Below are 12,763 nucleotides of genomic sequence, written 5' to 3'. Positions count from 1 at the left end.
GCAGCAGGGTTGGCAGAGGACTTTCGGTGGATTACGCCTGCGGCTAATCCACCCTACGGGGTGTCGCTTGCGGACGTTTCTGTCTGCGAGGATGGGTCATCCAGTGTTTTGGCGGTGGGTGTAAAATCGCCGCTAAAACGCACCAGAGAATCGCCATCAAAGAACACACTCAGGCGGCTGGTTTCTTTGCTGCCCTTGCGCCTGTCGAGGCTGTAGAGGTAGTCCCAACGATTGCTGTTAAAGGTGTCGGCAATCAGGGGGGTGCCGAGAACAAAACGTACCTGCTCGCGGGTCATGCCCGGTTGCAGCTGATCGACCATCTCCTGGGTGATGATATTGCCCTGTTCAATTTCCACCTTGTGAACCCCGGGGAAGGCAAAGTTTTTGCAGCCTGCCGCAACAATGAGTAGCAGGGCGATTGGGAAAAGTTTTGCGCAACGGGCCATTTCGGGGTTCCAGAATTGAAAGCGAGCGGGGATAATACCCGTTCGCGAAATCGCTGAGAAGGGGGTAACCCAATGCCGAACGAAAATCAGGAACTGCGCAAAGTTGGCCTTAAGGTGACATTGCCGCGCCTGAAAATCATGCAGATTCTGGAGAATGCAGAAACTCGCCACATGAGTGCCGAAGATGTTTACCGGGCGCTGTCAGAGGCAGGGGATGATGTAGGCATTGCCACCGTTTACCGGGTACTTACCCAGTTTGAAACCGCTGGTTTGGTGATTCGCCACAATTTTGATAACGGCCCGGCGGTGTATGAAATGGATTCCGGCGAGCACCACGACCATATGGTGTGCACCGAAACCGGCAAGGTCATTGAGTTTCACAACGACGAAATTGAAGCCCTGCAGGAAAAGATAGCTGCAGACAAAGGCTATGAACTGGTGGACCACAGTCTGGTGCTGTACGTGAAGCCTAAATCGTAGAACTTTATACGTAGAACTTCCGACCGTAGAGCACTCGATATTAGTCGAGCCTCAGGCCCCGTTCCGGGCCGTAAGCAATCACATAAGTGATCTTCCCAAAACCGCTGCCCCGTTGCAGCGGTTTTGCTTTTGCTACAATGCGCTGTACGGGAAATGAGCTCTGGCCGCTGAGTGAGGCAAACTGATAGTCGTCAGGGAATAGCTGAAACAGTTCGTTAAGACCCTTGCGGCCATTTTTCAGGTAATCCCGATTGACCTCGAACATCACCACGGACCGGTGTTGTTCTATGGTTTGCTGCAGGCCTGCCAATACTTTGGGCTCGTGACCCTCAACGTCAATCTTGATGAAGTTGATCGTTCCCTCAATGTTGTCCCGAACAAACTGGTCGCCTACCAGCACATCAACCGTAATATCACCGGATGTTGATATCTTTCCCGCACCCCAGTTCAAGTTCTTTGGGGTGTCAAACTGCAACTGGCCACTGATGTCGCTCAAACCCACAGCGAAGGGGTGTATGTTGCTGGCGACCCGCGTTTTTTTTGTTAGCCGCTCGAATACCGGCGGATAGGGTTCTACCGAATAAACCCGGTCAAAAAATTGTGAGAATGCCAGCGAGTGGTTGCCTATGTTGGCGCCCACGTCCAGCGCAGTACCGCCGTTGACCAGCTGTTTTATCAAATTGATGTAGGTGTATTCGTAAAACTGGCCGGTGACATAGGCTACCCATTCGACGTAATTGTCCAGGTGGCCCTCATACTTCACCCCGTTGCAATCAAAGGTAAATTCGGAACCGTCGCGCTTGATAAACCAGCTGGCAATTTTGCGACGCAGGGAAACCGGCAGGCTGTTGCAACGGGAAATTTTCAGGGCGGTTTGTTTCATCTGATTCTGTATCCGTACTCTTTGTGTTGGGTCGGTGGCGTTGGGTAGGTGGTGTTGAGCCGAAGGTTATTCAGCTGCCAGTTCCAGCATCTCCTGGGCATGGGTGCGGGTTTGCTGGGTGATTTTGGCGCCGCCGAGCATGCGTGCCACTTCGTCGATGCGCTCTGTTTGTGCCAGTGAATGCAGTTCGGTGTGGGTAGCCTGGCTGTCGCTGGATTTGCTCACCTGCAAGTGGTGGTGGGCTCGGCTGGCCACTTGCGGCTGGTGGGTAACGCAGATTACCTGACCCTGATTTTTTCCACCCTGGCCCAATTGACGCAGCAATTTGCCCACCACATCGGCGGTGGTGCCGCCAATACCCACATCCACTTCGTCAAATACCAGTGTGGGGGTTGTGCTGTGTTGCGCCGCTACCACTTGAATGGCCAGACTGATGCGGGAAAGCTCACCGCCAGAAGCTACTTTAGCCAGCGGCTTGGCTGGTTGTCCTGGGTTGCTGGCGATCAGCAACTCAATATTTTCAAGGCCGTGGGCGCTTGCTTTGGCCTCTGCCAGTGGCGTCAGTTCAATGCTCAGGCGTGCGCCGGGCATGGCCAACTCTGGCAGGTGGGTGTTAATGGCCTTGGCCAGAGATTTGGCCGCCTGAGTGCGTTTTTTGGAAAGCTCTCGGGCGTTTTTCAAATACTGCTGACGTTGTTGTTCAGCCTGTTCCTGCAACTGCTGCAGGTCTTGTTCGCCACCACAAAGGCTATCCAGTTCACCCTGCAACTGGCGCTGCAGCTGTGGTAATTGCTCCGCCTGAATGCGGTGCTTGCGCGCCAGTTGATAGATATCGCTTAGGCGCTGTTCCACCTCTGCCAATTGCTGTGGATCTACTTCGATGCCATCCACATGTTGGCGCAAACTGGCGCTGGCTTCCTCCACCTGAATGCGGGCACTGTCCAACATGTCCGTCACGTCCTGCAGTTGTGGGCTTTGCCCCGGTATCTGTGCGGCCAGTGAGCAGGCCTGGTTAAGGCCATTGAGCAGATTGAAGCTGTCGTCTTCACTGCACAGGGCCAATAGCTGGTGACTGTCGCCGAGAATGGCTTCGGCATTGGCCAATAGCAGCTGTTTTTTCTCCAGCTGCTCCAGTTCGTCCTCTGCCAGTCCAAGGGTGTTCAATTCTTCTACCTGGAAGGACAGCAGGTCGCGACGGGCGTCCAGTTCGCTGCTTTGTTGTGACAGCAGGTCGAGGCGATCCTGGGTGTCGCGCCATTGGCGATAATCCTGTGCCACCTTTGCTGCCAATGCCTGATGCCCGCCGTGATCGTCCACAAGCACCCGGTAAGTCTCCCGGCGCAGCAGGGACTGATGCTGGTGCTGGCTGTGAATATCGATCAGTTGTTCACCCAGTTGCTGCAGTTGCTGCATGGTGGCGGGCTGGCCATTGATATAGCCTTTGGAGCGCCCCTCGCGGGTGAAAATGCGGCGCAACAGGCAGTGGTTGTCGTCGTTGTCAAAATCTTTTTCTGCCAGCCATTGCTGTGCCTGGGTAATGCCGTTGAGGTCAAACAGGGCACTGACTTCAGCGCGCTCGGCACCGTGGCGGATGCGGTCGCTATCGGCGCGATCGCCAATAGCCATCGCCAGGGCATCCAGGGTCAGTGATTTACCTGCGCCGGTTTCCCCGGTAATAGCGGTCATACCACTATGGAAGTCCACTTCCAGAGACTCTACCAGAGTGAAATTCTTGATGTTCAGAGAGAGCAGCACAAGGTGTCCAGCGGGTGGTTTAACTGTCAGGGATCATAACTGGAAAGCAAAGTGGCGGGCAACGCGGGCGGGGTATTTGAAAGGGGGTTGAATCCGCAAAACCCATCCCCATATAGAGCAGCAAATCAATAACTCGCCACAGCATGGAGATTTTACGTGTCCAGCGAACAAAAAGAGCAGCCCGCAGAGGCGACCGAAGAGCACACTAACAAAGAGCCCACTAACACAGAACATGGCAACGAAGAGCAGCAACCAGAAAGTGTTGACTGCACCGACAACGATGCTGAAGTTGAACAGGATAATCCCTTGCAGGAGCAGCTGGACAAGGCCCGAGAAGACGTACTGCGCGCCCAGGCGGAGATGCAGAACCTGCGCCGCCGCACCGAGCGCGATGTGGCCAACGCCCACAAATTTGCCCTTGAAAAGTTTGTCGGTGACCTGCTGCTGGTGGTGGACAACCTGGAGCGCGCTCTGGAAGCCTTTGAAGACGGTGATGAGGGCATTGAACTGACACTGAAAAGTTTTCTGGATGTACTGAAACGCTTCCAGGTGGAACAGGTGGCTCCGGAAGGCGAACCTTTCGACCCGGAACTGCACCAGGCCATGAGCATGGTGCCCAACCCGGATATGGAGAACAACACGGTGATGGAGGTGTTCCAGAAGGGCTACACCCTCAACGGTCGCCTGGTGCGCCCGGCTATGGTGGTTGTCGTAAAAAATTGACGCCACGCCATAACCACAGACTTGAAAGGGGTTTTTCAAGCCCCATATAGACACCAACGAAATTGAATACTGGGCGGCAAGCCCTAGAGAACATCGGAGAAACACAATGGGAAAGATTATCGGTATTGACCTGGGTACAACCAACTCTTGTGTGGCGGTACTGGAAGGTGACAAGGCCAAAGTGATTGAAAACGCCGAAGGCGCGCGCACCACGCCGTCTATCGTTGCCTACAACGACGAAGGCGAAGTGCTGGTTGGCCAGTCTGCCAAGCGTCAGGCGGTAACCAACCCGGACAACACCCTGTTTGCGGTCAAGCGCCTGATTGGCCGTCGCTTCGACGACGACGTAGTACAGAAAGACATCAAAATGGTGCCTTACAAAATTGTTAAGGCCGACAACGGCGATGCCTGGGTAGAGATCAAGGGCGACAAAAAAGCCGCGCCGCAGATTTCTGCCGAAGTGTTGAAAAAGATGAAGAAAACCGCCGAGGACTATCTGGGCGAAGCGGTTACTGAAGCGGTAATTACCGTTCCCGCTTACTTCAACGACTCTCAGCGTCAGGCTACCAAAGACGCCGGCCGCATCGCTGGCCTGGATGTGAAGCGTATCATCAACGAGCCCACCGCTGCGGCCCTGGCCTACGGTATGGACAAGACTCCCGGCGACCGTGTAATCGCGGTATACGACCTGGGTGGTGGTACTTTCGACGTGTCCATCATTGAGATTGCCGACGTGGACGGTGAGCACCAGTTTGAAGTACTGGCCACCAACGGTGACACCTTCCTGGGTGGTGAAGACTTCGACCTGCGCCTGATCGAATATCTGGCGGACGAGTTCAAGAAAGAAAACAGTATCGACCTGCACAACGATCCGCTGGCTCTGCAACGCCTGAAAGAAGCCGCAGAAAAAGCCAAGATCGAACTGTCTTCTGCCCAGCAGACCGAAGTTAACCTGCCGTACATCACTGCCGATGCCACTGGTCCCAAGCACTTGGTCGTCAAGCTGACTCGCGCCAAGCTGGAGTCTCTGGTGGAGGAGCTGGTCGCTCGTTCTCTGGAGCCTTGCCGTGTTGCTCTGCAGGACGCCGGCAAATCTGCGTCCGAGATTGACGATGTGATCCTGGTGGGTGGCCAAACCCGTATGCCCATGGTTCAGGAAAAAGTGGCTGAGTTCTTTGGCAAAGAGCCGCGCAAAGACGTAAACCCGGACGAAGCGGTTGCCATGGGTGCTGCCATCCAGGGTGCCGTACTGGCCGGTGACGTGAAAGACGTGCTGCTGCTGGACGTAACCCCGCTGACTCTGGGTATCGAAACCATGGGTGGTGTGGCCACGCCGCTGATCGAGAAGAACACCACGATTCCTACCAAGAAATCGCAAATCTTCTCTACCGCTGATGACAATCAGACGGCTGTTACCATTCACGTGGTACAGGGCGAGCGCAAACAGGCTGCTGGCAACAAATCACTGGGCCGCTTTGACCTGGCCGATATTCCACCAGCGCCTCGCGGTATGCCGCAAATTGAGGTTACCTTTGACATCGACGCCAACGGTATTCTGAACGTACACGCTGCGGACAAAGCCACCGGTAAAGAGCAGTCCATCGTGATTAAAGCCAACTCCGGTTTGTCTGACGACGAAGTGGAGCAAATGGTACGCGACGCCGAGGCCAACGCCGCCGACGACGCCAAGTTTGAAGAACTGGTTCAAGCGCGCAACAACGCCGACGGACTGGCTCACGCTGCCAAGAAAACTCTCGAAGAAGCGGGCGACAAAGCCAGCGACGAAGAGAGAGCTGCCATCGAAGCTGCCATTGCGGAAGTGGAAGAAGCGGTGAAAGGCGACGACAAGGAAAAAATGGACGAAGCGGCTAAGAAACTCTCCGAAGCCTCTGCTTCCCTGGCGCAGAAGATGTACGCCGAGCAGGCTGAGCAAGCGCAAGCGGCCGGTAGTGCTGAAGGCGCTGCTGAACAGCCCGCTGCCGACGACGTGGTGGATGCGGAGTTCGAAGAAGTTAAGGACGAACAAAAATAATACGAGAGACGAAAGACGGGAGATGTGAGACGGGCGACTTCGAATAATTTTCGAAGCCGCCCGTCTCTCGTCTCTCATCTCACATCTCCCGCAGAATGCGGAAGCATAAATGTCAAAACGCGATTACTACGAAGTACTGGGTGTCACTAAAAACGCCTCGGAAGCAGAGCTGAAAAAAGCCTACCGCCGGGTGGCCATGAAGCATCACCCGGACCGCAACCCGGACAACAAAGAGTCCGAGGAAAAGTTCAAAGAGGCCAGTGAGGCCTACGAAGTACTTTCCAACAGCGAAAAGCGTGCTGCCTATGACCAGTATGGTCATGCCGGTGTCGACAGCCAGGGCGGCTTTGGCGGTGGCGGTTTTGGCGGCGGCAACTTCAGCGATATTTTTGGCGATGTATTCGGTGATATTTTTGGTGGCGGCGGTGGCCGTAGCCGCGGCGGCCCCCGTCGCGGTGCCGACCTCAGCTACACCATGGAGCTGGACCTGGAAGAAGCCGTAAAAGGTGTCGCCAAAAAAATTCGCATTCCCACGCTGGTTTCCTGTAACACTTGTGATGGCAGTGGCGCCAAAAAAGGCACCTCTGCATCCACCTGTGATACCTGTAGTGGCAGCGGCCAGGTACGCATGCAGCAGGGCTTTTTTGCGGTTCAGCAACCCTGTCCCAAATGTCGTGGCCGCGGCACGGTGATCAAAGACCCCTGTGGTAGTTGTCATGGCCAGGGTCGAGTGGAAGAGCAGAAAACCCTGTCGGTAAACATCCCCGCCGGTGTCGATAACGGTGATCGCATCCGCCTTAGCGGTGAAGGTGAAGCCGGGCCGGAAGGTGGCCCCAGTGGTGACCTGTATGTGCAGGTGTCGGTGCGTGAGCACGATATTTTCCATCGCGACGGCCGCAACCTGTATTGCGAAGTGCCCATCAGCTTTACCGATGCCGCCTTGGGTGGTGAATTGGAAGTACCTACCCTGGATGGCCGTGTGAAATTGAAAATCCCCGGCGAAACCCAAACCGGCAAATTATTCCGCATTCGCGGCAAGGGGGTTGCCCCGGTTCGTGGTGGCGGCACTGGCGATTTGCTGTGCCGGGTTGTAGTGGAAACACCAGTGAATCTCAGTGATGAGCAAAGAGAAATGCTGCGCCAGCTGAATGACAGCTGTGAAGGTGGCAAACATTCACCCCGAAAAACCTCATGGTTTGATGGCGTGAAACAGTTCTTTGGTAATTGATTAGAAAAGCTAGATGTCGGACGTCTGAGGTCGGACGCAGTTGGGCTTCGCCCAACGGGTGTTTTACACACTGCAGCTGCCACCTAGGTAGATTAAGTCTTTGGCTAGTCTAACTTACCCTTACTGACTGACAGCGTATTTGGTTTTAAGCGTCCGACTTCAGACGTCCGACGTCTAGCCACAAAAAAGGCCTGATCGAAAGATCAGGCCTTTTTTGCGCGTTCCACGCAATTACAACTCGGAAGCAGGTACATTCTTGATTTTTTTCCAGTTCTTGTCGGCTTTCTTGATATACCCTGGAATGTCTTTCGACCAGTCGGCTTTAATGCGGTTGTCCAGGTTCAGGTACAACTTGCCATCAACTACTTCCCATACAGTTGGGTCGCCAGCGAATTTTTTGCCAACCGCTGCACCAAATGCACAGTAGCCGCCGTATTGTGGCAGGTACTTGTCAGGGTTTTTGTTAAAGGTTTTCAAGTTGCTTTTGTTATCGAACAAGTAAGTTACTCCGTTCACTGTTGCGGTGAAGTGGCCGTTACCTGGAATGGGCTTTTTACCATTTTGGTAAGACACCAAATCGTAACCACCAGCACCAACGGTGTTGACCGATACAGAGTCTGCAGTCGCTACAGAGCCAAACAGTAAAGCGGCAGCACCCAGTGCGGCAGCCAAAAAGCCTTTCAAAGATTTCATGATGTTTTCCTCGTCATAAATGGATGGGGTAGCATTTTGCTGTTGCGTAATATATGGTGACTAAATCTGGCTAACAATGCCTTTTAATCCATAATTTTTGTCCAATCGTCCAGAGCTATGAGATATATGGATACATTGACGAATGTGCTCGACACCCTGCACTTTGGCTCGGCCTTTTACTTTTCCACGGTGTATAGCCCACCTTGGAGCATTGCAATTCCCACCTATAAAAATGTGGCCAGATTTCACTATGTCACTCAGGGTACGTGTTGGGTGCGCATTGAAGGGGTTGATCAACCCATGCTGTTGCGGGACGGTGAAATGATTATTGTGCCCCATGGCTGTGCCCATATTATGAGCTATGAGGCCGATTCAGAGCCTATGATGCTCGACGATGTATTGGCGGCGGTGCAGTACGATGGCGGTGGTAAATTGTTGCTGGGGGAGCCGGACCCGGTTGCCAGTACCCGGCTGGTGTGCGGCCATTTTGAATTTAGCCAGGCTTACAGCCACCCCTTGATTCAAAATTTGCCACCGTACATTGTGATTAACGAAAACAACAGCAGTGAGTACAGTTGGCTAAAAGATTCACTGCGATTTATGGAGCATGTGGCTACCGAAGGCCAGTTGGGTAGCGAGGCGATACTCAAGCGCTTGTCTGAGATTGTATTTATTCAATCCATCAAACACTGGAGTGCTACCCATGAAATAGACACCGGCTTTGTGGCGGCGCTGAACGATAAGCAGCTTTCCAAATGCTTGACCGCTTTTCACAGCCATTACTGTGGCGATTGGAGCATTGAGCGAATGGCTGAACAGGCGGGTATGTCTAAGTCGTTATTCTCCGACAAATTCAAACGCTTTTTGAATATTTCTCCTATGCAATACGTTGCCCACTGGCGTATGCAAAACGCGCAGCGATTGTTGCTGGAGTCGAACCACAACCTGGAGCAAATCGCTAACCTGGTGGGCTATGAAACCGTGGCTTCTTTCAGCAAAGCCTTTAAGCGCGTACTAGGCATTAGCCCCGGCGAATACCGACGTTCCAATGTGTAAATCGTATGTTACGCAAAGTTTTGTGTCGCCCACCCATTTGGTCAATATCGGTTCGTTACTATCTGGCTTTATTCCATATTTGAGAGGGGCCAACATGAAATATCTACTGATTTTCGCCGTCGTATATTCCTGCTCGGCATTTGCTGCCGACAAGTACATCGGCGACAACTCCCACACCGAGGTGATTTTTAAAATCAACCACCTCGGGTTTTCCACCACTTACGGGCGCTTTACCAATGTAGAAAGTGAGCTGGTGTATGACGCGGAAAACCCGGAAAAGTCCACGGTGTCTGCAACCATATATTCAGGCAGTGTCGACCTCGGTCATGACCCCAAAACCGACCATATCAAGGCGGCGGACTTTCTTAACGCAGAACAGTTTCCCAAAATCACATTCGCCAGTACCGAGGTGAAATCAGTGGCAGAGAGCCAGCTGGAAATTACCGGCGATTTGACCATTCGCAAAGTCACTAAGCCAGTTATCTTGCAGGTGACCATAAATAAAATTGGCAAACACCCTATTTACCAGTCAGACGCCATTGGTTTTTCCGCCACCGGCATATTGGATCGCACGGATTGGGGTGTCAGTGCCTACGCACCTATGGTGGGTAAAGAGGTGACTTTCAATATCGAATTTGAAGGCACTAAAACCGGCGACAGCTATGAGAGTAAATTTGCCAAGTAATTTCCGGTGAATGCTTGTTGTTTTGCCGTTATTCGCTAGACTCACTTGCTTACGTTTTTAAGCAAGTGAGCTCGCATCATGTCAGACAATTCCGATTCCTTGTTGCCCACCCGAGTCGCCATTGCCGGTGCTGCAGGCCGCATGGGCAAAGAGTTGATACAGGCGGTGGTTGCGATGAAAGGCGCGCAACTCACGGCCGCGACCGTACGCCCAGGCAGTAGCTTGGTTGGTGCAGACGCCGGTGAGCTGGCAGGTGTTGGCAAGCTCGGTGTTTCTTTGAGCGGTGATCTCGCCAGTGTCGTGGATCAGTTCGATGTGCTGATCGACTTCACCACCATCGAGCTGACACTCGCCAATGTGGATGTATGCGCCGAAGCGGGGAAGAGGCTGGTAATTGGCACTACAGGTTTCAACGATACGCAAAAAGCTGAGCTTGCCGAGGCGTCTGCAAAAACTGGCCTCTGCATCGCCTCCAATTTCAGTACTGGGGTGAACCTTTGCTTTAAGTTGTTGCAAATGGCGGCACAGGTACTGGGTGAAGATTCCGATATTGAAATTGTCGAAGCCCACCACCGCCATAAAGTGGATGCACCATCTGGCACTGCACTGAGTATGGGGGAAGTAGTGGCCGATACTCTGGGCCGTAATTTACAGCAGGTGGCGGTTTATGGCCGGGAAGGACAGACCGGTGCTCGCGATCGCGACACCATTGGCTTTGCCACTGTACGCGCCGGCGATATTGTCGGCGATCATACGGTGATGTTTTGTGCCGATGGTGAGCGAGTTGAAATTACCCACAAAGCTCAAAGTCGCCAGGCGTTTGCCCGCGGGGCAGTGCGTGCTGCCCTGTGGATGGCGAACAAAAACCAAGGCATGTTCGATATGCAGGATGTGTTGGGGCTCAAGTAAAGCCGCGAGCTACGAGCTACGGGCTGCTAGCTGTTTGGTAATACTTTCCAGCGCTTGGTGTTGGTCGAGGCCGTCGCACAATACAGTGATATCTGCGTACTTTTCATAGAGCGCCTGGCGTTCGGCGAACACATCTTCCAGGGTTTGATCCGGGCGGCGGGCGATGCCTCGTGAGTCGTAGTTGTGAATGCGGCGGCGCAACTCCTCAAGCGGTGTATCCAAAAATACCACCGTTCCCTGTTCTTTCAGGTGGTTCATGCCGGGGTCGCTATACACTGCACTGCCACCGGTGGCCACCACCATGTCGTGGCAGTCAGTTTTCAGTAGCACGGCTTCTTCAATGCGTCGTAAATTCAAGTAGTCGCTGGAGTCAATAATGTCTTGCAGCGTCTGTCCGGTGTGTACCTGGATGGAGACATCGGTGTCGACAAAATCAAAACCGAGTTCTTTGGCCAGCTGAATACCAAGAGTACTTTTGCCTGCCCCAGGCATGCCGATCAGAATAACGCCGGGTTGATTTTCCATATGTGTGCTGCCGTGAGTTATCGGAAAGATTGGATTATAAGCAAGCGATTGCCGGTGGGGTAGTGGCTGCGGGCTTCGAGCTTCTGGCTACGAGCAGATCAAGCGAGATTTGAGTTGGTCGCATTATTTGTAATCATTTCCACCGAACAGCCCGCTGCTCGCAGCCCGAGGCCCGTAGCTGTTTAATCCTTACTCCGATAATCCCGTGGCGACATGCCTGTCCATTGCTTGAAGGCGCGGGTAAATGAACTGGGTTCGGAAAATCCAGCGATGCGTGATACTTCTTCCACAGAACACTGTTCTTTAACCAATTTACTGATGGCCACGTCCCGGCGGATGTGGTTTTTGATTTGCTGGTAACTGGTGCCGTCGGCGATGAGGCGACGATGTAAGGTCTGGGGGCTGATTTTCAGCATCCGCGCGAGCACGTCTATTTTGGGGAACAACAGACCGTCGTTGGTATCTTTGACAATCATGCGCTGGATCTGGGCCGACAGGCTGTGATCTTCGCCGGGGATGGTCATTAGATCGGCTGGGGAGTTGGTCAGAAATTGTTCCAGTTCCAAGGGGGAGCGGATCAATGGTTTGTCCAGGTAGCTGCGTTGAAACACCAGCTTGCAGGCCGATCGGGAGAAGTGCAGCTGGCAGGGGAATATATGGCGCAGCTCTGCTTCGTATTCAGGAGCCGGGTAATCCAGTTCAACCGCACTCAAATGAATACTCTCACCAATATACCAACTGGGGAAACGGTGCCAGATCACCAGCCAGAATTCCCGGTAAAAGTGCTGGCTGTCCAGCTTTGGGTTGGCGAAACTGATGTGCACCTCTGCCAGCTCACCGCGGCATTGTAAGCTCATGGTAATGCCGTCAGTGAACAGGTTGTAAAAATGGATGCCTTTGCGCAGCAGGCCATCCAGGTTGTGGCAATGGCTGACGGTATCCGCCATTAGAGCGAAGGTGCCGTTTTTGCAACGGGGCTCTACAAAACCCATAAATTCATCGCCCATTTGCTGCCAGATTAACTGCACCAGCTTGGTCATCTGGTCGGCGTGAACCCTGGAGTCTGGCTCTTCAAGGAGTGCTGGCTGAATGTCTGCAGCCAGCAGCAGCTCTCGACAGTTCAGCCCCTGTCTGTGGGCACCTTGCAGGGCGGCGTTTACATAGTGGATACCGATTGTGGCCATAGGGCTATCTGAGCCTTGCGATCATTGAAGGTTTTGGTAAAAAATGACTTCTTTTTAGGCTTTTTTACCTGCAGGAGCCACTGATTTCAATATTTTTGGCAAAAAATGGTAAATTTTTCTGTCTGTTTGGCCATTCCAAGCCCAACGGCGCAGTCGATACTATT

Annotated in this window: 13 protein-coding genes; 7 read left to right on the top strand and 6 right to left on the bottom strand. The window is 53.3% G+C overall.

The genetic code is table 11. The features are described 5' to 3' along the window. Positions 1–53: 53 nt before the first annotated feature. Positions 54–446 (bottom strand): outer membrane protein assembly factor BamE, encoded by a 393-nt coding sequence (locus QSV34_RS08155; protein ID WP_289153600.1) that lies wholly within the window; start codon positions 444–446, stop codon positions 54–56. Positions 447–518: 72 nt separating this feature from the next. Here QSV34_RS08155 and fur point away from each other — a divergent pair, with 72 nt between their 5' ends. Further along, complete coding sequence (gene fur, locus QSV34_RS08150; protein WP_289153598.1) at positions 519–926, top strand: ferric iron uptake transcriptional regulator; 408 nt, start codon at positions 519–521, stop codon at positions 924–926. A gap of 40 nt (positions 927–966) precedes the next feature. Here fur and QSV34_RS08145 read toward each other — a convergent pair whose 3' ends face one another. Both QSV34_RS08145 and recN read right to left on the bottom strand, forming a co-directional pair. Further along, positions 967–1,809: an FkbM family methyltransferase gene (locus QSV34_RS08145; RefSeq protein WP_289153596.1), complete on the bottom strand. Its 843-nt coding sequence runs from the start codon at positions 1,807–1,809 to the stop codon at positions 967–969. 66 nt (positions 1,810–1,875) lie between these two features. Then, positions 1,876–3,564 carry a DNA repair protein RecN gene (gene recN, locus QSV34_RS08140; RefSeq protein ID WP_289153595.1) on the bottom strand — a complete coding sequence of 563 codons (1,689 nt, stop codon included), beginning with the start codon at positions 3,562–3,564 and terminating at the stop codon, positions 1,876–1,878. A 156-nt stretch (positions 3,565–3,720) separates the two neighbouring features. Here recN and grpE point away from each other — a divergent pair, with 156 nt between their 5' ends. The 3 genes from grpE to dnaJ all read left to right on the top strand — a co-directional run bounded on the left by grpE (position 3,721) and on the right by dnaJ (position 7,547). After that, positions 3,721–4,287 (top strand): nucleotide exchange factor GrpE, encoded by a 567-nt coding sequence (gene grpE, locus QSV34_RS08135; RefSeq protein ID WP_289153593.1) that lies wholly within the window; start codon positions 3,721–3,723, stop codon positions 4,285–4,287. Positions 4,288–4,348: 61 nt separating this feature from the next. Beyond that, on the top strand, positions 4,349–6,319 hold the full coding sequence (gene dnaK, locus QSV34_RS08130; RefSeq protein WP_289153656.1) for a molecular chaperone DnaK: 1,971 nt from the start codon (positions 4,349–4,351) through the stop codon (positions 6,317–6,319). A 109-nt stretch (positions 6,320–6,428) separates the two neighbouring features. Then, complete coding sequence (dnaJ, locus tag QSV34_RS08125) at positions 6,429–7,547, top strand: molecular chaperone DnaJ (protein WP_289153590.1); 1,119 nt, start codon at positions 6,429–6,431, stop codon at positions 7,545–7,547. A gap of 231 nt (positions 7,548–7,778) precedes the next feature. Here dnaJ and QSV34_RS08120 read toward each other — a convergent pair whose 3' ends face one another. Next, entirely contained in the window at positions 7,779–8,240 is a 462-nt protein-coding gene (locus QSV34_RS08120; protein ID WP_289153587.1) for a YHS domain-containing (seleno)protein, read from the bottom strand. A gap of 126 nt (positions 8,241–8,366) precedes the next feature. On the opposite strand from QSV34_RS08120, the gene QSV34_RS08115 reads away from it, so the two are divergent. The 3 genes from QSV34_RS08115 (at position 8,367) to dapB (ending at position 10,890) form a co-directional block, all read left to right on the top strand. Beyond that, positions 8,367–9,296 carry an AraC family transcriptional regulator gene (locus QSV34_RS08115; protein ID WP_289153584.1) on the top strand — a complete coding sequence of 310 codons (930 nt, stop codon included), beginning with the start codon at positions 8,367–8,369 and terminating at the stop codon, positions 9,294–9,296. Positions 9,297–9,390: 94 nt separating this feature from the next. Continuing rightward, entirely contained in the window at positions 9,391–9,981 is a 591-nt protein-coding gene (locus tag QSV34_RS08110) for a YceI family protein (RefSeq protein ID WP_289153582.1), read from the top strand. Between the two features lie 102 nt (positions 9,982–10,083). Further along, complete coding sequence (gene dapB / locus QSV34_RS08105; protein ID WP_289153653.1) at positions 10,084–10,890, top strand: 4-hydroxy-tetrahydrodipicolinate reductase; 807 nt, start codon at positions 10,084–10,086, stop codon at positions 10,888–10,890. 9 nt (positions 10,891–10,899) lie between these two features. Here dapB and QSV34_RS08100 read toward each other — a convergent pair whose 3' ends face one another. Together QSV34_RS08100 and QSV34_RS08095 are read right to left on the bottom strand one after the other, a co-directional pair. Next, complete coding sequence (locus tag QSV34_RS08100) at positions 10,900–11,415, bottom strand: shikimate kinase (protein ID WP_289153581.1); 516 nt, start codon at positions 11,413–11,415, stop codon at positions 10,900–10,902. A 182-nt stretch (positions 11,416–11,597) separates the two neighbouring features. Beyond that, positions 11,598–12,599 carry an AraC family transcriptional regulator gene (locus QSV34_RS08095; protein WP_289153578.1) on the bottom strand — a complete coding sequence of 334 codons (1,002 nt, stop codon included), beginning with the start codon at positions 12,597–12,599 and terminating at the stop codon, positions 11,598–11,600. Between the last annotated feature and the right edge of the window lie 164 nt (positions 12,600–12,763).

It is taken from the genome of Porticoccus sp. W117 (genome assembly GCF_030341905.1).
GTDB lineage: Bacteria > Pseudomonadota > Gammaproteobacteria > Pseudomonadales > Porticoccaceae > SCSIO-12696.
This window is presented reverse-complemented; position numbering and strand designations above follow the sequence as displayed.

Bases quoted from the DNA above. Each gene is read 5' to 3' on its own strand.
- QSV34_RS08155 (WP_289153600.1), bottom strand. From the start codon at position 446: ATGGCCCGTTGCGCAAAACTTTTCCCAATCGCCCTGCTACTCATTGTT.
- fur (WP_289153598.1), top strand. From the start codon at position 519: ATGCCGAACGAAAATCAGGAACTGCGCAAAGTTGGCCTTAAGGTGACA.
- QSV34_RS08145 (WP_289153596.1), bottom strand. From the start codon at position 1,809: ATGAAACAAACCGCCCTGAAAATTTCCCGTTGCAACAGCCTGCCGGTT.
- dnaJ (WP_289153590.1), top strand. From the start codon at position 6,429: ATGTCAAAACGCGATTACTACGAAGTACTGGGTGTCACTAAAAACGCC.
- QSV34_RS08120 (WP_289153587.1), bottom strand. From the start codon at position 8,240: ATGAAATCTTTGAAAGGCTTTTTGGCTGCCGCACTGGGTGCTGCCGCT.
- QSV34_RS08115 (WP_289153584.1), top strand. From the start codon at position 8,367: ATGGATACATTGACGAATGTGCTCGACACCCTGCACTTTGGCTCGGCC.
- QSV34_RS08110 (WP_289153582.1), top strand. From the start codon at position 9,391: ATGAAATATCTACTGATTTTCGCCGTCGTATATTCCTGCTCGGCATTT.
- QSV34_RS08100 (WP_289153581.1), bottom strand. From the start codon at position 11,415: ATGGAAAATCAACCCGGCGTTATTCTGATCGGCATGCCTGGGGCAGGC.
- QSV34_RS08095 (WP_289153578.1), bottom strand. From the start codon at position 12,599: ATGGCCACAATCGGTATCCACTATGTAAACGCCGCCCTGCAAGGTGCC.